The 19,499-nt window shown below is 68.4% G+C and carries 13 protein-coding genes; 6 read left to right on the plus strand and 7 right to left on the minus strand.

Annotated elements, in window-relative coordinates; translation table 11 throughout:
- The first annotated feature begins 54 nt into the window (after nucleotides 1–54).
- The 4 genes from U3649_RS15305 to U3649_RS15320 all read left to right on the plus strand — a co-directional run bounded on the left by U3649_RS15305 (nucleotide 55) and on the right by U3649_RS15320 (nucleotide 4,569).
- Nucleotides 55–1,155, plus strand: coding sequence for a Glu/Leu/Phe/Val dehydrogenase dimerization domain-containing protein (locus U3649_RS15305; RefSeq protein WP_407352167.1), 1,101 nt, complete (start codon nucleotides 55–57; stop codon nucleotides 1,153–1,155).
- A 375-nt stretch (nucleotides 1,156–1,530) separates the two neighbouring features.
- Nucleotides 1,531–2,688, plus strand: a complete 1,158-nt coding sequence (locus tag U3649_RS15310; RefSeq protein WP_407352168.1) for an isovaleryl-CoA dehydrogenase — start codon at nucleotides 1,531–1,533, stop codon at nucleotides 2,686–2,688.
- A 432-nt stretch (nucleotides 2,689–3,120) separates the two neighbouring features.
- Nucleotides 3,121–3,795 (plus strand): dienelactone hydrolase family protein, encoded by a 675-nt coding sequence (locus tag U3649_RS15315; protein WP_407352169.1) that lies wholly within the window; start codon nucleotides 3,121–3,123, stop codon nucleotides 3,793–3,795.
- Nucleotides 3,796–4,134: 339 nt separating this feature from the next.
- Nucleotides 4,135–4,569 carry an HIT domain-containing protein gene (locus U3649_RS15320; RefSeq protein WP_407352170.1) on the plus strand — a complete coding sequence of 145 codons (435 nt, stop codon included), beginning with the start codon at nucleotides 4,135–4,137 and terminating at the stop codon, nucleotides 4,567–4,569.
- 201 nt (nucleotides 4,570–4,770) lie between these two features.
- On the opposite strand, the gene U3649_RS15325 is transcribed toward U3649_RS15320, so the two are convergent.
- From U3649_RS15325 to U3649_RS15345, 5 genes are all read right to left on the minus strand, one after another.
- A complete protein-coding gene (locus U3649_RS15325) occupies nucleotides 4,771–6,189 on the minus strand; it encodes an amidohydrolase family protein (protein ID WP_407352171.1) in 1,419 nt (472 codons plus the stop codon).
- Entirely contained in the window at nucleotides 6,186–8,165 is a 1,980-nt protein-coding gene (locus tag U3649_RS15330) for a prolyl oligopeptidase family serine peptidase (RefSeq protein ID WP_407352172.1), read from the minus strand. Before U3649_RS15330 ends, U3649_RS15325 begins: the two co-directional genes overlap by 4 nt.
- A 74-nt stretch (nucleotides 8,166–8,239) precedes the next feature.
- The gene (locus U3649_RS15335) at nucleotides 8,240–10,453 is read right to left on the minus strand and encodes a TonB-dependent receptor (RefSeq protein WP_407352173.1); all 2,214 of its coding nucleotides are present in this window, start codon (nucleotides 10,451–10,453) and stop codon (nucleotides 8,240–8,242) included.
- Between the two features lie 342 nt (nucleotides 10,454–10,795).
- On the minus strand, nucleotides 10,796–14,416 hold the full coding sequence (locus tag U3649_RS15340) for a hydantoinase B/oxoprolinase family protein (protein WP_407352174.1): 3,621 nt from the start codon (nucleotides 14,414–14,416) through the stop codon (nucleotides 10,796–10,798).
- On the minus strand, nucleotides 14,413–15,504 hold the full coding sequence (locus tag U3649_RS15345; RefSeq protein ID WP_407352175.1) for a DUF2891 domain-containing protein: 1,092 nt from the start codon (nucleotides 15,502–15,504) through the stop codon (nucleotides 14,413–14,415). Before U3649_RS15345 ends, U3649_RS15340 begins: the two co-directional genes overlap by 4 nt.
- 201 nt (nucleotides 15,505–15,705) lie before the next feature.
- Here U3649_RS15345 and U3649_RS15350 point away from each other — a divergent pair, with 201 nt between their 5' ends.
- Both U3649_RS15350 and U3649_RS15355 read left to right on the plus strand, forming a co-directional pair.
- Complete coding sequence (locus U3649_RS15350; protein WP_407352176.1) at nucleotides 15,706–16,266, plus strand: winged helix DNA-binding protein; 561 nt, start codon at nucleotides 15,706–15,708, stop codon at nucleotides 16,264–16,266.
- A 42-nt stretch (nucleotides 16,267–16,308) separates the two neighbouring features.
- Nucleotides 16,309–17,685 carry a YfcC family protein gene (locus U3649_RS15355; RefSeq protein WP_407352177.1) on the plus strand — a complete coding sequence of 459 codons (1,377 nt, stop codon included), beginning with the start codon at nucleotides 16,309–16,311 and terminating at the stop codon, nucleotides 17,683–17,685.
- 195 nt (nucleotides 17,686–17,880) lie between these two features.
- On the opposite strand, the gene dcd is transcribed toward U3649_RS15355, so the two are convergent.
- Both dcd and apbC read right to left on the minus strand, forming a co-directional pair.
- On the minus strand, nucleotides 17,881–18,456 hold the full coding sequence (gene dcd, locus U3649_RS15360; protein ID WP_407352178.1) for a dCTP deaminase: 576 nt from the start codon (nucleotides 18,454–18,456) through the stop codon (nucleotides 17,881–17,883).
- Between the two features lie 60 nt (nucleotides 18,457–18,516).
- Nucleotides 18,517–19,482 (minus strand): iron-sulfur cluster carrier protein ApbC, encoded by a 966-nt coding sequence (gene apbC / locus U3649_RS15365; protein WP_407352179.1) that lies wholly within the window; start codon nucleotides 19,480–19,482, stop codon nucleotides 18,517–18,519.
- Between the last annotated feature and the right edge of the window lie 17 nt (nucleotides 19,483–19,499).

Below are 19,499 nucleotides of genomic sequence, written 5' to 3' on the forward strand. Positions count from 1 at the left end.
CAAAACGGCCGGCGTCGTTCGCCACAGCGAATCCTCGCCGCAGCGGAGTTTGCGATGATTTTCGAACACCTCGACACCTACGGCCACGAGCAGGTCGTGTTCTGCCACAACAAGGACGCGGGCCTGAAGGCCATCATCGCGATCCACAACACGGTGCTGGGCCCGGCGCTGGGCGGCACCCGCATGTGGCCGTACAAGAGCGAGCAGGAGGCGCTGAACGACGTGCTGCGCCTGTCGCGCGGCATGACCTACAAGAACGCGGTGGCGGGCCTGAACATCGGCGGCGGCAAGGCGGTGATCATCGGCGATCCGGCCAGCGACAAGTCCGAGGCGCTGTTCCGCGCGTTCGGCCAGTTCGTCGAGTCGCTGGGCGGGCGCTACATCACCGCCGAGGACGTGGGCATCGACGTCAACGACATGGAGTTCGTGTACCGCGAGACCGAGTACGTGACCGGCGTGCACCAGGTGCACGGCGGTTCCGGCGATCCGTCGCCGTTCACCGCCTACGGCACGCTGCAGGGCCTGATGGCGTCGCTGAACAAGAAGTTCGGCGACGAGGAGGTCGGCAAGTACAGCTACGCGGTGCAGGGCCTGGGCCACGTCGGCATCGAGTTCGTGAAGCTGCTCAAGGAGCGCGGCGCGAAGATCTTCGTCACCGACATCAACAAGGAGCGGGTGGACCGCGCGGTGAGCGAGTACGGCGCCGAGGCGGTGGGCCTGGACGACATCTACGACGTCGACGCCGACGTGTACTCGCCGTGCGCGCTGGGCGGCACCGTCAACGAGGACACCCTGCCGCGCCTGAAGGCCAAGGTGATCTGCGGCGCCGCCAACAACCAGCTGGCGACCAACGAGATCGGCGACGAGGTGCAGAAGCGCGGGATCCTGTACGCGCCGGACTACGCGGTCAACGCCGGCGGCGTGATGAACGTGTCGCTGGAGATCGACGGCTACAACCGCGAGCGCGCGATGCGCATGATGCGGACGATCTACCACAACCTGACCCGCATCTTCGAGATCTCCGAGCGCGACCGCATCCCCACCTACAAGGCCGCCGACCGCCTGGCCGAGGAGCGGATCGAGATCATCGGCAAGCTGAAGCTGCCGCTGGGCCGCGCGGCGCCGCGTTTCCAGGGGCGCGTTCGCGGGCATTGATTGGGCGCCGTGATTGGTGATTCGGGATTCGGGATTCGACAAGAGCGAATCCCGGCCACCATCCACTCGCCGAGCAGAACCCCTCAAGAGGCCGTCAAAGCGTGCGCAGCTTGAAGGGGGCAGATGCGTTTCCCTTCTCCCTTTGGGAGAAGGTGGCCCGGAGGGCCGGATGAGGGTACGGCGAAGCGGCAGAGGTTTGAACCATCGCGACTTCGCCGTACCCTCACCCCAACCCCCGCTCCGCGCCCCGGCCCGTGCCAGCGGCACGGGCGCTCCAGCGCACGCGCGCCAATGGCGCGCAAGCTGTACGCTGTCGCCCCGAAGGGAGAGGGGCTACAAAGCCGACTGCTGAAATCATCGATCACGGAGTAGTCCATGCGTGCGTTTCCGTTAGGCGAAGAGATCGACGCGTTGCGCGACGCCGTCCGCCGCTTTGCCGAGGCGGAGATCGCGCCGCGGGCCGAGGCGATTGATCGGGAGAACGCATTCCCGCAGGACCTGTGGCCGAAGCTCGGCGAGATGGGGCTGCTGGGGATGACGGTGCCGGACGAGTTCGGCGGCAGCGGAATGGGGTTCCTCGCCCACCTGGTGGCGATGGAGGAGATCTCGCGCGCTTCCGGTTCGGTGGGGCTGAGCTACGGCGCGCACTCCAACCTGTGCGTGTCCAACCTGTACGCCAACGGCAACCAGGCGCAGCGCGGGAAGTACCTGCCGAAGCTGTGCAGCGGCGAATGGAAGGGCGCGCTGGCGATGAGCGAGCCGGGCGCCGGCTCCGACGTGGTGGGTTCGATGAGCTGCCGCGCGGAGAAGAAGGGCGACAAGTGGATCGCCAACGGCAGCAAGATGTGGATCACCAACGGCCCCGAGGCCGACGTGCTGGTGGTCTACATGCGCACCGCCGGCAAGGACGCGGGCAGCCAGTGCATGACCGCCTTCATCGTCGAGAAGGGCATGCCCGGCTACAAGACCGCGCAGAAGCTGGACAAGCTGGGCATGCGCGGCTCCAACACCTGCGAGCTGGTGTTCGAGGACTGCGAGATCCCCGACGAGAACGTGCTGGGCGAGGTGCACCAGGGCGTGCGCGTGCTGATGCGCGGCCTCAACACCGAGCGCCTGGTGCTGACCGGCGGGCCGCTGGGGCTGATGCAATCGGCCCTCGACATCACCCTGCCCTACGTGCGCGAGCGGCGGCAGTTCGACGCGCCGATCGGCACGTTCGGAATCATGCAGGCCAAGCTGGCCGACATGTACACCGCGCTGCAGGCCTCGCGCGCGTTCGCCTACCAGGTGGCGCGCGACTACGACGCCGGCCACCGGTCGCGCATCGACGCCGCCGCCTGCCTGCTGCAGGCCACCGAGGCCGCGGTGCAGGTGGCGCTGGAGGCGATCCAGTCGCTGGGCGGCAACGGCTACATCAACGAGTACCCGACCGGCCGCATCCTGCGCGACGCCAAGCTGTACGCGATCGGCGCCGGCACCAACGAGATCCGCCGCATGCTGATCGGCCGCGAACTGTTCGAGGACCGCGGCTGAGGCCGATCGCGACGGATCCTGGTGCGATACCGCGCGCGCCGCACGGACGCTGCGATCCACCGTAGGAGCGCACCGCAGGGGCGCGAAACCGCGGGCGTTTCGCCGCCTGCGCATTCCTGTTCGAGGATCGCGGCTGAGGCCGATCGCAGCGGATCCCTAGTGCGATGCCGCGGCGCCCCACACCGACGCTGCAATCCACCGTAGGAGCGCACCGCAGGGGCGCGAAACCGCGGGCGTTTCGCCGCCCGCGCATTCCGGTCACCGGCGCGCCTGCCGGTCCGGAATCGCGCATCCACCGGATCCTGCAAGCACCCGCGGCATCGCGCCCCTGCGGTGCGCTCCTACGAAGAGCCGGGCGCGCCCGCGGCACCTCCACTCGGCCTTCGCGATCGGGCGTTAGAATCGATCCGACGCAGCGGAAGGGATTTGCCGATGGGCCGGGACATCGCCATTGCGACAGCGCACGGCACGATCGACGGCTGGCGCGCGGACCCGCCGCACGGCGCCCCCCGCGGCGGGATCGTGGTGATCCAGGAGATCTTCGGCGTCAACACGCACATGCGCAGCGTGGTCGAGCGCTACGCGGCCGAAGGCTACGTGGCGCTGGCGCCGTCGCTGTACGACCCGGTGGAACGCAACGTGGAACTGGACTATGGCGAGGACGGGTTCGCGCGCGGACGCGAGCTGGCGTCGGCCCTGGGGTTCGACCGCGCGGTGCAGTTGGTCGCCGCCGCCGCGCTGCCGCTGCAGGCCGAGGGCCACAAGGTCGCGGCGATCGGGTTCTGCTGGGGCGGCAGCGTGGCCTTCCTCGCCAACACCCGGCTCGGGCTTCCGGCGGTGAGCTACTACGGCGCGCGCACGGTGCCGTTCCTGGAGGGGGAACAGCCGCTGGCGCCGCTGCTGCTGCATTTCGGCGGCGACGACGGCTTGATCCCGGCGACGGACATCGAGGCCCACCGCCAGCGCCTGCCCGACGCCGAGATTCACGTCTACGAAGGCGCCGGCCACGGCTTCAACCGCGACGTCGCCCCGAACCACTATCACCCGCCGAGCGCCGCGCTGGCGCATCGGCGCACGCTGGCGTTCCTGGAGAAGGCGCTGTCGTGATGAACGCGCTCCGCATTCGATCGATCTGCCGAAACCAGCTCCCTCCCCCGTTTACGGGGGAGGGTTGGGGTGGGGGGACGGAGCCCGTTGTTCGCAGTCGCCGCATCGCATCGAGTAGTGCGAGAGCAGCACACTCGAAACTTCCCTCGCGCCCAAACACCACCGGCTCCGGCTTCCCCCCACCCCAGCCCTCCCCCGCAAGCGGGGGAGGGAGCGGGCAGATGCGGATCACCGGAGTTCCCAAGCGCGAACCAGCAGCACCTTCCCTGCATGCGTGGAGGGAGCGGTGTGTCCGCGCTTTGCTTGCATCCTCGGCGCTGAGTTGAGTTCAGCCGAAACATGATGAACCGATCCCCCGCCACTACCGACCGCTTCACCCTGCACCCGCAGCTGGCGGCCGACACCCACCCGCTGGCGTCGCTGCCGCTGTGCGAACTGCGGCTGATGGACGATGCGAACTATCCCTGGCTGGTGCTGGTGCCGCGCATCGCCGACGCGCGCGAGCTGATCGACCTGGCACCGGACCATCGCCACGCGCTGGTCGACGAGATCGACCGCACCTCGCGCCTGCTGCGCGAGGTGTTCCGGCCGCACAAGCTCAACGTGGCCGCGCTCGGCAACATGGTGCCGCAGCTGCACGTGCACGCGATCGCGCGCTTCGAGCACGATCCGGCCTGGCCGGCGCCGGTCTGGGGCCGGGTGGCGGCGCGGCCGTACACGCCCGAGGCGCTGGTCGAGCGGGTGGCGCGCCTGCGCGACGCGCTGCCGGGGTGACCGGCCTCACGACCGGACGCCCGGGCGAAGGAGGCGCTGCTGCATCAAGCCGACGCAGCTTCGCCAGCCAAGGGAACCTCTGATTTTGATCGTAGTTCCCGCGAAGGCGGGAACCCATGGACGTTTATTTTCAATGACTTAACGTCCTTGGATCTCCGCCTTCGCGGGGATGACGCGCAGTTGTTTCAGACCTTCCCAAGGTCAATGGATGCCGATCTTGCCGCGCACCGACTCGCGCAGGGCGTGCGGATCGTAGGCGATGCCTTGCTTGAATACGATCTCGACGTTGCGGACGTCCGAGATCCTCGTCGCCGGATCGCCATCGACGACGAGCAGATCCGCCTGCTTTCCCGCCTGAACCGTCCCCACCAGGTCGGCCCGCCCCAGTGAGATCGCGCTGTTCAGCGTCGACACCCGGATGGCTTCGAGCGGCGAGAAGCCGTTCTCGACCATCAGCTCGAGTTGGCGCGCTGCGCTGTAGCCCGCGATGATGCCGCCCGACGGGACGGTCGAGTCGGTCCCCGAAGCCAGCCGGCCGCCGGCCCGAAGGAACTTGAGCTCGATGCCGATCGACTTGCGGAGCGCGTCTTCGGATAGCACGAGCCCCTCGCCGCGTTCGACCTTGTCCCGGTAGTCGGCGTGATAGGCGCGCATGAAGTCGGGCAGCAGGTCGTGGCCGGCGGTGGAACCGCCTTGCGGCAGGAGGTCTTCGAGCGCGGGCAAGGTGGAGGTCACCGTGATGCCGGACGCCACGAGGTCGGCGATGAGCGCGTCGACCTCGGGACTGTCGATGTCGACGAAGTCCATGCTGGCGAGAGCCGACTCCGCGCAGGCGCGCCCCTTGGCCTTGCCTTCGACGATATCCGGCACGAAGTCGGGCGTGAACGCGAACCCATGCTCGATGTTGTCGATCCCCATCTCCGCGGCCTGCCGGTAGCTGACATTGCAGAGGTGGCCGATCACCTTGGCGCCCCGCGACCGGGCGGAATCCACGATCCAGCGCACCATCTCCGGCCCGGAGTAGGAATAGACCTTGACCGAGGTGAAGCCGGAATCCAGCCAGAAGCCGAGATAGCGCTCGACCTCGGCCTGCGTTTCGAGCGGGGGCGTGGCCAGTGCCGCCGTGTAGATCGTCAGGTCCATCCATGGCCCGACCGCCCGCCCGGCGTCGATGTCCCGCTTCGCGCGCAGGTCGGCGTATGGGTGGTAGGAACCCGCGGTCCGGATGGAGGTGACCCCGCCCGCGAGATAGAGCCGCGGGTAGGTGACCGGCACGCTGAGCGGTGCGCCGGCATAGGTCCACAGGTGCTCGTGCAACTGCACCAGCCCCGGAAGCACGGTTTTCCCCGCGAGGTCGAGGACGCGCGCGCCGGCGGGAATCTCCACGGACTCCGCGCCGCCCACCGCCTCGATGAGGCCGTCGCGCAGCACGACCGTCTGCCCGTCGACCGGGGCCGCGCCGCTTCCATCGATGATCCGCGCGTTGGTCAGCGCGAAGACCTCCGCGTCGTCGAGCACGTATGGCGCCATCTCGGCCGTGACCGCCGGCCGTTGGGCGGCGACGGGAGCGATGATCGCCAGCAGCGCCGCAAGCGCGCCACAGCAACCGAGGAGCTTCATGGCCGGTCTTCCGCGCCGGAATCGGGTGCGGACGTGCCCAGGTGCCGCTCGAACCAGTCCACGACACGCTCCAGCGCATCGCGCTGGTTCTCCGGCTGGGCGAAGCCGTGCCCTTCCTCCTCGTAGAACCGGGCCTCCACCGGCCGCTCGCGCGCCCGCAGGTAGTCGATGACCTGACGCGACTCGTGCGCCGGCACGAGGGGGTCGTTTTCCCCCTGCAACACGAGCAGCGGCGCGGTCAGCCCATCGAGATGGGTCAGCGGGCTGGAGCGGTCGTAGACGTCGGCGTGCGTCTCCGGCTCGCCGACGAGGCCGGCCTGGTAGCGCCGGTTCTGGGGCGCGCCGCGCTCCCACATGGTGCGCCAGTTGACGATCCCGAACATGTCGACGCCCGCGGCGAATACATCGGTTTTCGCCAGCGCCATCAGCACCATGTAGCCGCCGTAGGATCCGCCGTGGATGCCGACCCGGTCCGGATCCACGTACCCGGTCCGCGCCAGGAAGTCGACGCCGGCGACGAGATCCTCGAGGTCGCCGCCGCCCAGGTCCATCTGGTTCGCCTGCATGAAGGCCTGGCCGTAGCCGGTGGAGCCGCGGAAATTCGGCGCCAGCACCACGTAGCCGCGCGACGCCAGCGCGACCGACGCGGGGTGGAACGCGTCCATCATCTGCCCCGTCGGCCCGCCGTGCGCAACGATGACCGCGGGGGCCTGTCCATTGCGCTCGAGGTTGTAGGGCATCCACATCACGGCGCTGATGACGGTGCCGTCGAAGCTGGTGTAGTTGACGATCGACGTCTTCGGGAGCACGTGCCCCTGCAGCCCGCCGAATCCGGTCAGCCGGCGTGCGCGGTCCGCCTCGATATCGTGGACCCAGTAGTCCAGGGGCGTGGAACCGGAACCATGCGGGAACAGGACATGGCGGCCATCCGGCGAGAAGGTCGGCAGCGTCGCCACGTAGCCACCGGCGGCATTGACGCCCTCCGGCAGCGGCAGGCGGCGGCTTCCACCGTCCTCCAGGTCGTACAGGTGGACCACCTCGCGTCCGTTCTCGTTGGTGACGAACAGGAGGTTGCGGCCATCGGGCGAGATGTCCGTCGTCTTCTGCTCCCACTCGCTGGGCATGAGCAGGACGGAATCCCCGTCCTGGATATCCAGGACGGCCGCGTTGCGTACGCCCTCGCCCGCGTCCATGGCGATGGCGACGCGGGTCCCGTCAGGCGTCACGTCGCTCGCGGAGGCATACGTGTCCGACGCCGTCAGCCGGGTCATCCGGCCGGTTTCGGGGTCGACGCTGAACACCTCCCCGAACTCCATGCTGTAGTCGTAGCGGTTGGCGATGAGCGTGCCCCCGTCCGCGGAGAAGGCGACCGGCGCCCAATGCACGCCCGACACGGACTCGTGGGTCAGCTGGCGGCGTTCGCCGCTGCGCCTGTCCATGACGCTGAGGTTGTCGTTGGACCCGGTGGCCTCCCGCGCGGAGAACGCCAGCCAGCGTCCATCGGAGGAGAACAGCGGATGGAGTTCGTTGACGTCGGGGGTGGACGTCAGGTTGACCGGCTCGGCATCCGGCTCCAGGCCGACCAGGTACAGGTCGTGGATGGCGCGCCCGCCGACATCCGCCTGATAGACGACATGCTGGCCATCGGGCGCCAGCCGGAACGCGCTTTTCGCGCCGGGAAAGTCACTGGCCTGCTCCGCTTCGGAACCGTCCAGGGCCTGGCGCCAGAAGTTCAGCGCCCCGCCCTGCGTACTCAGGTAGACGATGGCCTGCCCGTCCTTCGACCAGACCGCCCCTCTTCCCTGGAAGGAAGCGAACAGGTCGGCAAGCGGAACCGGCACTGCCGCCGGGTCGGAAGGAGACTCCACCCGCTCCGGCGAGGTCAGCGGGCGCTGTGGCCCCGGGACCGGGGAAGCCGCCGCCGTTGCCGCGGCCAGCGACAGCGTCGCGCCCAGAAGAAGCACCGTTGCCCTCATCTTGTTTCCCCTCGATAGCGGTTTCGACTGCCCGCGCGGACGCCATTGCGCCTGCGACATGCGCACGCGGCGCATCAGAATTCCGTGCTGACGGTGACGCCCACGGTCCTGGGGCGCCCCATGACCTCGTAGTTGGTGCCATGGTTGATCGCATAGCGTTCATCGGTGAGATTGGTCGCGAACAGCGCGACGGACCAGTTGTCCCGACGCACGCCGACCCTGGCGCTGACGAGGGTGTAATCGTCCATCAACCGGCTGTTGGCCGCGGCGCGGAAACCGCTCCAGCGGTCGCCGACATGATTCACTTCGGCGCGGACGAATCCGTTCAACCCCCGGCTCAAGTCGCGCTCGTACTGGACGTGGGCGTTCCACGACCACTTCGACGACAGCGGCAGCGGATCGTCTTCGGCAGCCACCACGCCCGGCGCCACCTCGGTGATCCGGGCGTCGACGTAAGAGGCGGACGCGCCCAGCGCGAGGCCCGCGAGCGGCATCAGCGAGACGTCCAGTTCTGCGCCCTTGCTGCGGGCGCGCCCGGCATTGGTCACGAACGAGAACCCGCAGGCCAGGCTGATCGTGCTCTGGATTTCGCTCCAGTCGAGATAGAAGACCGAGCCGTTCAGCCGTAAACGGCCGTCCATCAGGGTGTTCTTCGAGCCGACCTCGTAGTTCCACAACCTGTCGGGCCCGTAGGCGTTCGGCACGCTGTCGTAACCCGCCTCCGCGAGGGCGTCGCCGCAGGCGGCCAGGGGCACGTTGCCGGTGGGGCCGCCGTTGCGGTAGCCCTGGACGGCCTGCGCGAAGAGCAGGTGATCGCGGTCGGCCTGGTAGGCCACCATGAACTTGGCGGTGGACGACGAGTTGTCCGCCTCCTGGTTCACCAGGCTTTCGCCGCCGTTGAAGATGCCGTCCGAATGTGTGAGGTTTCTCTGGTTCACGTCGAAGGCGCGCAGCCCGGCCGTCAGCGACAGCCTCTCGGTTGCGTTCAGCGTCAACTCGCCGAATGCGGCGAGCTGGCGGGTCTCGTACTTCTGGTTCGATGTGTAGAACGACGCGCCGCTGGCGACGGCTTCGACGCTGGGCGCCTGCGAAAAGTCGAAGACCTGGTTGAAATCGGTCTCCGCGTTCGAATAGAAGCCGCCCAGCAGCCAGTCGACGCGATTGGCGCCGGAAGACGACAGGCGCACTTCCTGGGTGAACTGGGCGAGATGGCTGTCGCTGCGCACGCCCACGCCTTCGTCGTCGCCCATGGTCACGCCGGTCATGGCGGAGATCGGGCCACTGAGGCTCGCCGTGGAATCGAGGGTGGAGATGCTGTCGTTGGTCAGGTAGTTGGTCGCCGACACCAGCGCCATGCGGTCCCAGTCCTGCCGCACCGTCAAGCTCAGGAGCCGCGAATCGGCAGCCCCCCACGGCCGGAAGACGCGGCCGGTCTGGTAATCGCCGTAGGCGAAGTCGTCGTGCCAGGGGAACCCGAGGTCCTCCTTCTGGTACATGAAGCCCGTGGTGATCGAGGTTTCCTCGGCCGGCTGCAACAGCAGTTGCGCGCGGAGGTTCCGCTTCTCGATGGTGTTGCCGTCCTTCTCGCCGCGCACCACGTCGTCGATCCAGCCGGCGTCCTCACGGTACCCGGCCGACACCCGGAGCGCCATCAGGTTGTCGACCAGCGGCACGTTGACCACGCCGTCCACGCGCCCGCCGGTTCCGCCATGGCTGACGTCGGAGACCGTGGCCGAAACGCTCCCCTCGACCCAGTCCAGCTGCGGCTGGCGGCCGATGACGCGGACCGTGCCGCCCATCGATCCCGAGCCGTAGAGCGTTCCCTGCGGTCCCTTGAGCACCTCGACCCGGTCGACGTCGTAGATGTCCGGATCGAACGTCGCGCCGAACGTCTCCGAGACGGGCGTCTCGTCGATATAGATCCCGGCCAGCGGATTGGTCGCGCCGACGCCGTCGGAAATGCCGCGGATCGTCACGCGCATCCCGCCAAGGTTGCCCTGGGTGAAGTTCACGCCGGGAACAGTGGTCAGATAGTCGCGGAAATCCTGGGCGCCCTTCGCGCGGATGGCATCGGCCTCGAGCACGCTGATGGCAACCGGGACCTCCTGAAGCGGCTTTTCGCGGTGCAGCGCGGTCACCGTGACCGTATCCAGTTCCGTGGCGACCGTCCTGGACGGGACTTCCTGTTCGGCTTCGGCCTCCTGTGCCTGGGCGGCGCCGCATTGCAGCACCACGACGGCGATCCCTCCCAGGACAGCCGTTCTACCGTCGCACTTGTTCGTGTTCATTGGGACACCCCTTCGTTTGAAGTTTCGTGGAGCGGGTGGGCAGAGACGAACCGGCGGAACGCGCCGGAACAAGAGGAAAAGGACGTGCGGCAGAAAAAGGCCGCAGACGTCGGTCGACCGGAAAAGCGGGCACGGGGCCGCACGCGCCCGCCACTGGATCAGCCAGGCACCCCTTGGGCTGCGGGCGTGGCCGTGGGGTGCGGCGATGGATGGATCTGCAAGTCCGCACATGTCCCTCCCGACACACACGTCATGATTCTTTTAGTAAAACATCTATAATTTGTCAACTAATTTCATACAAATGCTGTATAGGGCCGCTTCTGCGGGCCGGATCGCGTGGTGTCAGGACGCCGGACGGGCCGACTGCGGCATATCAGTGCCTGCATCGGAGGGCGCATCGCCAGCGCCATATCCGCCGCCGCCGGGCGTTTCGATGACGATCAGGTCGTTTTCCCGGAGCGCGGCGCTGGCGACGCCACCCAGGCGGGTGGTCGACCCGGAAGCGTGCTCGATCCATTGATCCCCGGGCGTTCCCGTTGCTCCGCCGGCGAGGCCGAAAGGCCCCTGGGTCCGGCGCGAACCGACGAATGTCATGACCATCGGCTCCAGGACACGCAACGCCCGGACCACGCCGTCGCCACCGCGCCATCGGCCTTCGCCACCGGATCCGCGGCGCACCGAGAACCGTTCCAGGCGGACGGGATACCGCAGCTCCAGCACTTCCGGATCGGTGATGCGGGTGTTGGTCATGTGGGTGTGCACCGCATCGGCGCCCGCGAAACCCGGCCCCGCGCCCGCACCGCCGCAGATGGTTTCGTAGTACTGGTACTCATCGGCGCCGAACAGGAAGTTGTTCATCGTGCTCTGGGAGCAGGCGGCCGCACCGAGTGCGCCGAGCAACGCGTTGCACACGGCCTGGCTGACCTCGGTGTTGCCGGCCACGACGGCCCGGCCGTAGGAGGGAGACAGGAAGCTCGACTCGGGCAGGACGATGCGCAGCGGCGCCAGGCACCCCTCGTTGAGCGGAAGATCGTCGCCCACCAGGCAGCGGAAGCTGTACAGGACCGCCGCGCGGGTGACCGACGGCGGTGCGTTGAAGTTGCCCTCGTCCTCGGGGCCGGTGCCGGTGAAATCGATGGTCGCCTCGCGGGCCCGCTTGTCCACGCGCACCGAGACCTTGAGCGGCGCACCGTTGTCCATCGTGTACTCGAAGCTGCCGTCGCCGATGCGGTCGATGACGCAGCGGATGCTTTCCTCCGCGTTGGCCATCACGTGGCCCATGTACGCAGACACGGTGTCCCACCCGTATCGCGCAACCAGGCCCGCCAGCTCGCGGACGCCGGCCTCGTTCGCCGCCAGCTGCGCCTTGATGTCCGCTACGTTGATGTCGGGGCTGCGCGCGGGCCAACGAGGTGCGGCAAGCAGATCCCGGAACGCCTGCTCGCGGAACCGGCCTCCCTCGACGAGCAGGAAGTCGTCGATCACGACGCCTTCCTCCTCCAGCGTCCTCGAGTCGGGGGGCGTCGACCCCGGCGTCAGCCCGCCGATGTCGGCGTGATGCCCGCGGTTGGCCACGAAGAACCGGATATCGCGCCCGTCGTCGTCGAACACGGGCGTGATCACGGTGATGTCCGGCAGGTGCGTGCCGCCGTTGTAGGGATTGTTGAGCGCGACCGCATCCCCCGGCCGCAGGTCCCGGCCGCGGCTTGCGATGACCGCCCGGACGCTGTCGCTCATCGCGCCGAGATGCACGGGAACGTGCGGCGCATTCGCGACCAGGGCGCCGCTCGGATCGAACACCGCGCAGGAGAAGTCCAGCCGTTCCTTGATGTTGACGCTGATCGACGTGTTCCGCAGAACCGCCCCCATCTGCTCGGCGATCCCCATGAAGATGTTGTTGAAGAGCTCGAGCAGCACCGGATCGGCCTTGTCCGCCGCCGCCACGCTGGACGCCTTGGGCTCGGAGCGCGCCAGCAGCAGCTCGCCTCCGGCGAGGATCTCGGCGGTCCACCCGGGCTCGACGACGGTGGTGGCGATGGACTCGCGGATGAGGACCGGCCCCGGGATCCGGGGGCCTGCCGGAAGGGCGCTGCGTTCGTAGACGCGCGCGTCGTGCATTCTGCCGTCGGCCCACAGCTTCACGTGGTCGATCGGGGATGCTTCGTCCACTGCAACGCGCACGGTCGCGCGTGGCGTGGCCCCCGGCCGGACGGCTTCGGCCACCAGGCTTTCCACCACTAGGTCCCGGTCCGGCGTCGTGAAGCCGAACCGGCGCATGTGCGCCAACTCGAAGTCCTGGCGCATCGCATCGACCGGTCCGAACGGCACGCCCAGCGCGGTGTCGGTTCCGGCGTAACGCAACTGCGCCGAGACCGACACCACGACCTCGGCCTCGTCCCCGCCGTGATTCAGCTGCGACCGGGCTTGCGACACCAGCCTGTCGACCTCCGTGGCCAGCGATTCCGGCGCTTCCAGCGGCAGCTCGACGGCCTGCTGGCGGGTCGCCGTCTCGTCCGCCAGCCCCATGCCGTAGGCGGACAGCACGCCTGCGAACGGGTGGATCAGGATCCGGCTCATCCCCAGTTCGTCGGCAACCAGGCAGGCGTGCTGGCCACCCGCGCCGCCGAAGCACTGCAGGGTGAATTCCGCTGCATTCTCGCCGCGCTCGAGCGCCAGGCGCTTGATCGCGGCGGCCATGTTGGCGACCGCGATCTTCAGGAAACCTTCCGCCACCTCGTGCGGCCCACGACCGTCGCCGATCGCCTCGGCCAGCGCCTGGAACCTGCGCTTCACGATCGCCTCGTCGATCGGCTCGTCGCCGCTGGGGCCGAAGATCGCGGGGAAATGCGCCGCCGCGATCTTCCCGCACATCACGTTCGCGTCGGTGACGGTCAGCGGCCCGCCCCGGCGATAGGCGGCGGGCCCGGGATCGGCGCCGGCGCTGTCCGGGCCGACCCGGAACCGTGCGCCGTCGAAGTGCAGGATCGAACCGCCGCCCGCGGCGACGGTTTCGATCGCCATCATGGGAATGCGCATTTCCACGCCGGCGACCTCGGTATCGAGCACGCGCTCGAACGCGCCCGCGTAGAGGGTCACGTCCGTGGACGTCCCGCCCATGTCGAAGGCGATGATCTTGTTCTCTCCCGCGGTTTCGGCGGTACGCGCGGCGCCGACCACGCCACCGGCTGGGCCGGACAGGATGGCGTCCTTGCCCTGGAAGTCGTCGGCCCGCGCCAGGCCACCGTTGGACTGCATGAAGTAGAGCGGCGTGTCGCCCAGCTCCGTGGAGATGCGGTCGACGTAGCGGCGCAATACCGGGGACAGATAGGCGTCCACGACCGTCGTGCGCCCGCGCGACACCAGCCCGACCAGCGGGCTGACCGCATGGCTCGCCGAGACCTGCGTGAACCCCGCCGCGCGCGCGAGCGCGACCAGGCGCCGTTCCGCCTGCGGGTACTTCCATGCGTGCGCCATGGCGATGGCGACGGCCTCGAAACCTTCCGCGCGGCGGCGCCGCAGCATCGCGACGGTTGCGGGTTCGTCGAGCGGTTCGCGCGTCGCGCCGTCGATGCCGACGCGGCCGCCGACTTCCTCCACCGCCTCGAACAGCGGTTCCGGCAAGCGGATATCGAGATCGAACAGGCGCGGCCGCGCCTGATGGCCGATCGTGAGGAGATCGGCGAAACCGCGATCGACCAGCAGCAGCGTGCGCGCACCCTTGCGCTCGAGCAGTGCGTTGGTGGCGACGGTCGTGCCCATCTTGACCTGGTCGATGGCGTCTTCCGGCAGGGGCGCATCGAGCGGCAGGCCCAGCACGGTGCGGATGCCCGCGGTCGCCGCATCCGCGTAACGGCCGGGGTTCTCGCTCAGCACCTTGGCCGTGGACATCTCGCCCTCGGGGCTGCGCGCCACGATATCGGTGAACGTGCCGCCACGGTCGATCCAGAACTGCCAGCCGCTCATGCCGCCGCCTCGCGCCCATCGGCCAGCGCGAGCAGCGCGAAACTGGCCAGCCAGTGCTGGCCCATGTAGTCGTCGTCCATATGCGGCAGTGCCGCGTCCAGGTGGCACTCGGCCGCCTGCAGCGCCGGCGCCCGGCGCGGATCGTCGGCGGGCATGGCCCCGGCCAACTGCTTCCAGCACCACGCGCGGCTCAGGCTCAGCCCGTCCAGGTGCCCGATCTTGCCGTCGGCGCGGTCGGTCACCGACGGCGGAACGAGCAGCGCCGGCGCCGCGTCCAGCGCAGGCAGGAACGCGTCGAACCAGGCGGCGAAGGCTTCCGGGTGGAGCGCTTTGCGCATGCATTCGGCTTCGATCAGGGTCGGCGAAAGGAAATCGTCCTGCGACGGCTCCCGCACGGCACCTTGGCGGTCGTCGCCGTACCACTCCAGCGCCTTCGCGCGGCAGAGATCGACGAAGCCATGGTCGCCCACCGTCTCGGCATACTCGAGGGCCAGCCGCAGCGCGAACGCCGTGTTGGTGTGCACGCCGGCCCGCACCGGGTACGGCGAGCCGGGAAGAAAGCGGCGGAAACGCCCGACGAAGGCCTGGACCAGCGGCGAGAGCGCGTCCGCCCAGCGGCCGGCATCCGGCGTTCGGTGGCGATGCAGCTCGGCGGCCAGCATCAGCAGCCACGCCCAGCCGTAGGGACGCTCGAAGCCGGCACTCTCCGGCCGGCGCAGGTAGTCCAGCTCGCCCGCGACGTGGGTGGGCGTGAGTATCTCGTCGGCAAGCGCGCGTATGGCCGGCGCGTGGGCCCCCTCTGGATGCAGCCGCAATGCGGTGAACATCGTCCACCATCCATGCACGCACGAATGCCAGTCGAAGCTTCCGAAGAAGACCGGGTGCAACTGGCGGGGACTGCGGACGTCCGCGGCCGACCCCATGACATGGTCGAGCTTGTTCGGATACTCGAGCGTCACGTGGGCGAGCGGCGCTGCCGCGAGGCTTGCGATGAATCGAGCGGAAGAACGCGTTCCTAGCATTGGTTCTGGAGCCTCTGGAAGCAGCAGAAGGACATTAACGGCAGCGCCGTGGAGCGCACCATGCATTGGGGATCACCCGCGTGTCCCGCTACACGGACACGGATCGGGGCGGCCATCGGGAGGCGGCGCTTCCGGGACACACACCACACGGCGGAATACATGGGCAGGCAACGCCGGGCGGACGGCGAACACGACAACGCCGGCACGGACCCCTAAGATGGAAATGGAACTTTCAGACATGCCTCCCAGCCTGTTTCGAAAGATTAATTGCAATTTATCTATAAATTGTCAACACTATCCTTCTCTGGAGTCCACCCCATGGCACGCGCATCGAAGCCCATCGTTTCCTCGGCCCATCTCGCGGAAGGCGGGATGCCGGCCCTGTCGGAACTCGAATTCAGCCTCACGCTGGTGTCCGCCTCCTTCCAGCGCTGGATCGTCAGATGCGCCGCTGCCGCCGGCGCGCAGCTGACGCCGGTGGAAGTGCTGGTCCTTCACACGGTCCGCCACCGCCAGCGGCCGAAGCGGTTCATCGACATCATGCTGGTCCTGCACATCGAGGATGCGCACATCGTCAACTATGCCGTGCGCAAGCTCGAGGCGGCCGAACTGGTGCGCAGCCAGCGCTCCGGCAAGGAAAAGCTGATCGAAGCGACCGACAAGGGCATTGCCTTCTGCGACGCGTACAAGGAAGTCAGGGAACAACTTCTGGTCGAGAGCATCAAGGAGAGCGGCATCAACGAGGAGGCGATTTCACTGGTCGCGTCCCGGTTGCGCGCGATGTCGGGAATCTACAACGAAGCCGCGCGCGCCGCGGCCACGTTGTGACGCTGCTCCCGGCACCTGTCGACCCTTGAGCCGCGGCCGCCCATGACCCGACGCTTGCGGATCCCCAACACGCTCGTCCTGTTGTTCTGCATCATGGTCGCGGCCCTGGTCTCCACGTGGCTGCTGCCGCAGGGCAGTTTCCAGACCACGCCCAACGACATGGGCCGGATGGTGGTGGTGCCCGGCAGCTACCAGGTCCACGAGGAGCGGGTATGGCTTTCGCCGCTGGTGCTGTTCACCGCGGTTCCGCGTGCGCTCGCCGACGCACAGGCGATCATCTTCTTCCTGCTGATCGTGGGCGGCGCCATCGCGGTGCTCCGCGTCACCGGCGTCATCGACGCGACGCTGGGCTGGCTGCTCAGGCGCGTCGGGCGCAATCCGGCACTGCTGATCGTCTTCGGCACCGCCGCCTTCACCGCGGGCTCCGCCACCCTGGGGCTGTCCCCCGAATACATCCCCTTCGCCCTGGTGCTGATCACGCTGTGCGCGTCGATGCGCCTGGATGCGATGGTCGCCATGGGCATGATGGTCGGCGGCTTCGCCGTCGGCTACGGCATCGCATGGACCAACCCCTACACCGTGCTGGTGGCGCAGGACATCGCCGGGATCGAACCTGCTTCCGGTCTCGGCTTCCGCCTCGCGCTGTTCCTGCCCTTCGTGGCGATTACGGCGCACCATGTCTGGCGCTACGCGCGCAAGGTGGCCGCCGATCCGTCCGCCAGCCTGGTGGCGGACCTGGACGACCCCCGGCACCGCGCGCTCGTGGAATACCCGGCCGTCGACGGGCGCCACGCGGCGATCGGCGTGGTGGTGCTCGTCGCACTGGCGGCCATGGTGTACGGCATCTCCAGCCGCGGCTGGTACCTGACCGAGCTCGGGGCGATATGGCTGATCATCGCGCTGGCCGCGGGGCTGATTGCGCGCCTGGGACTCGATGACATCGCCAAAACGTTCGCTGCCGGCGCGTCCGAAATGGCCGCGGTTGCGCTCCTGGTGGGCTTTGCCCGCGCCATTGCCCTGATCCTCGAGGACGGACAGGTGCTTTACAGCCTGGTCCACCTTGCGGCGATCCCGCTCACCTGGATGGGCACGGAGCTGGCGGCCGTCGGCATGCTCGGGATGCAGGCGTTCGTCAACTTCTTCATTCCATCCGGTTCCGGACAGGCCTTCGTCACGATGCCCATCATGGCCCCGTTGGCCGATGTGGTCGGCGTCGAACGGCAGGTCGCCGTGCTGGCGTTCCAGTTCGGGGACGGTTTCACGAGCCTGCTCTTCCCGACCAATTTCGTGCTGATGGCGATCCTCGGCGTCGCGGGGATCCCTTACGAGCGTTGGTTCAGGTTCGCCTGGCCGCTGCTGCTCAAGCTGATCGCAGCGTCCTCATTGGCGTTGATGATCGCGGCGTGGCTCTGGTCCTGATCGCGACCCCGCATGTTTCGCATGCGGCGGCCGGCAGAAGCGCGCCAGGCCGTCTTCTCCGTCGTGGTGGGACAAGCCCCGTCGTAGCGGAAGGGACTGCCTGGCGCGCTCCCACGAAGCAACCGGCTCGATCCGTCATCGCAGGAACGGCCCCACGCACCGACAGGGTCAGAGATACCGCGCCTCGAGGACCGATCAGGTCCGCGGCAGGGTGACCCCGCGCTGCCCCTGGTACTTGCCGCCCCGGTCCTTGTACGAGGTCTCGCAGACGTCGTCCGCGTCGGACTGGAAGAACAGCATCTGCGCCACGCCCTCGTTGGCGTAGATGCGCGCCGGCAGCGGCGTGGTGTTGCTGAACTCCAGGGTCACGTGGCCCTCCCACTCCGGTTCCAGCGGGGTCACGTTGACGATGATCCCGCAGCGCGCGTAGGTGCTCTTGCCCAGGCACACCACCAATACGTCGCGCGGGATGCGGAAGAACTCCACGGTGCGCGCCAGCGCGAACGAGTTCGGCGGAATGATGCACTGGTCCGCCTCGACGTCGACGAAGCTGCCCGGATCGAAGTGCTTCGGGTCGACGATCGTCGAGTTGATGTTGGTGAACACCTTGAACTCGCGCGAGCAGCGCACGTCGTAGCCGTAGCTGGAGGTGCCGTAGCTGACGATGCGCTCGCCGTCGGCCGCATGCTTGACCTGCCCCGGCTCGAACGGCTCGATCATGCCGCCGTTCTCGGCCATGCGCCGGATCCAGCGGTCGCTCTTGATGCTCATGCGGTGTTCGTCCTCACTGCGGCTGTGGGCTGGGCATTGTAGGGCGGCGTAGACCGGCCGTCAGAGCAGGGACGCCGAGATCGGCATCGGTGCGCGCGGCCGCTTCGCCAGTTCCTCGACCAGCCGGCGCGCGGCCCCATGGTAGGCTTGCGCCGCCGCCGAGTCCGGCTGCGCGGCGACCACCGGCGTGCCGGCGTCGCCCTGCTCGCGGATCCCGGCCTCCAGCGGCAGCGATCCCAGCAGCGGCACGCCGTACTGCTCCGCCATGCGCTCGCCGCCGCCCTGGCCGAACAGGTGCTCGACGTGGCCGCAGTTGGAGCAGACGTGCTGGGCCATGTTCTCGATCAGCCCGAGCACCGCCACGTCGACCTTCTGGAACATCTTCAGCGCCTTGCGCGCGTCCAGCGTGGCCACGTCCTGCGGCGTGGTGACGATGATCGCGCCGGCGACCGGGATCTTCTGCGCCAGCGTCAGCTGGATGTCGCCGGTGCCGGGCGGCAGGTCGACGATCAGGTAGTCCAGGCCGTCCTCGCCGCCCCACAGGGTCTCGTTCAGCAGCTGGGTCAGCGCCGAGGTCGCCATCGGCCCGCGCCAGATCATCGGCGTGTCCTGCTCGACCAGCAGCCCGATCGACATCGCCTCGATGCCGTGCGCGCGCATCGGGACGATCGACTTGCCGTCCGGGCTGTCCGGCCGCCCCGACAGGCCCAGCATCATCGGCACGCTGGGCCCGTAGACGTCGGCATCGAGCACCCCGGCGCGGGCGCCGTCGGCGGCCAGCGCCAGGGCCAGGTTGACCGCGGTGGTGGACTTGCCCACCCCGCCCTTGCCCGAGCCGATGGCGATGATGTTTCGGATGCGGGAGAGAGGCGAGAGATTGCCCTGGGGGGCGCGCGCAGTCGTTCTCATATGGAATCGCAATCGGGATTCTGGCGCCTGATTGTCACACGAGCGGCCAGGCTCTACCGCTGTCGATTGCCGTTGGGCAATCCGGACCGAGGGCCAACAAATCCCCGGAGCCGTCATTTGAGGGTGTCGCCGAG

This window comes from Luteimonas sp. R10 (assembly GCF_045689605.1).
GTDB lineage: Bacteria > Pseudomonadota > Gammaproteobacteria > Xanthomonadales > Xanthomonadaceae > Luteimonas.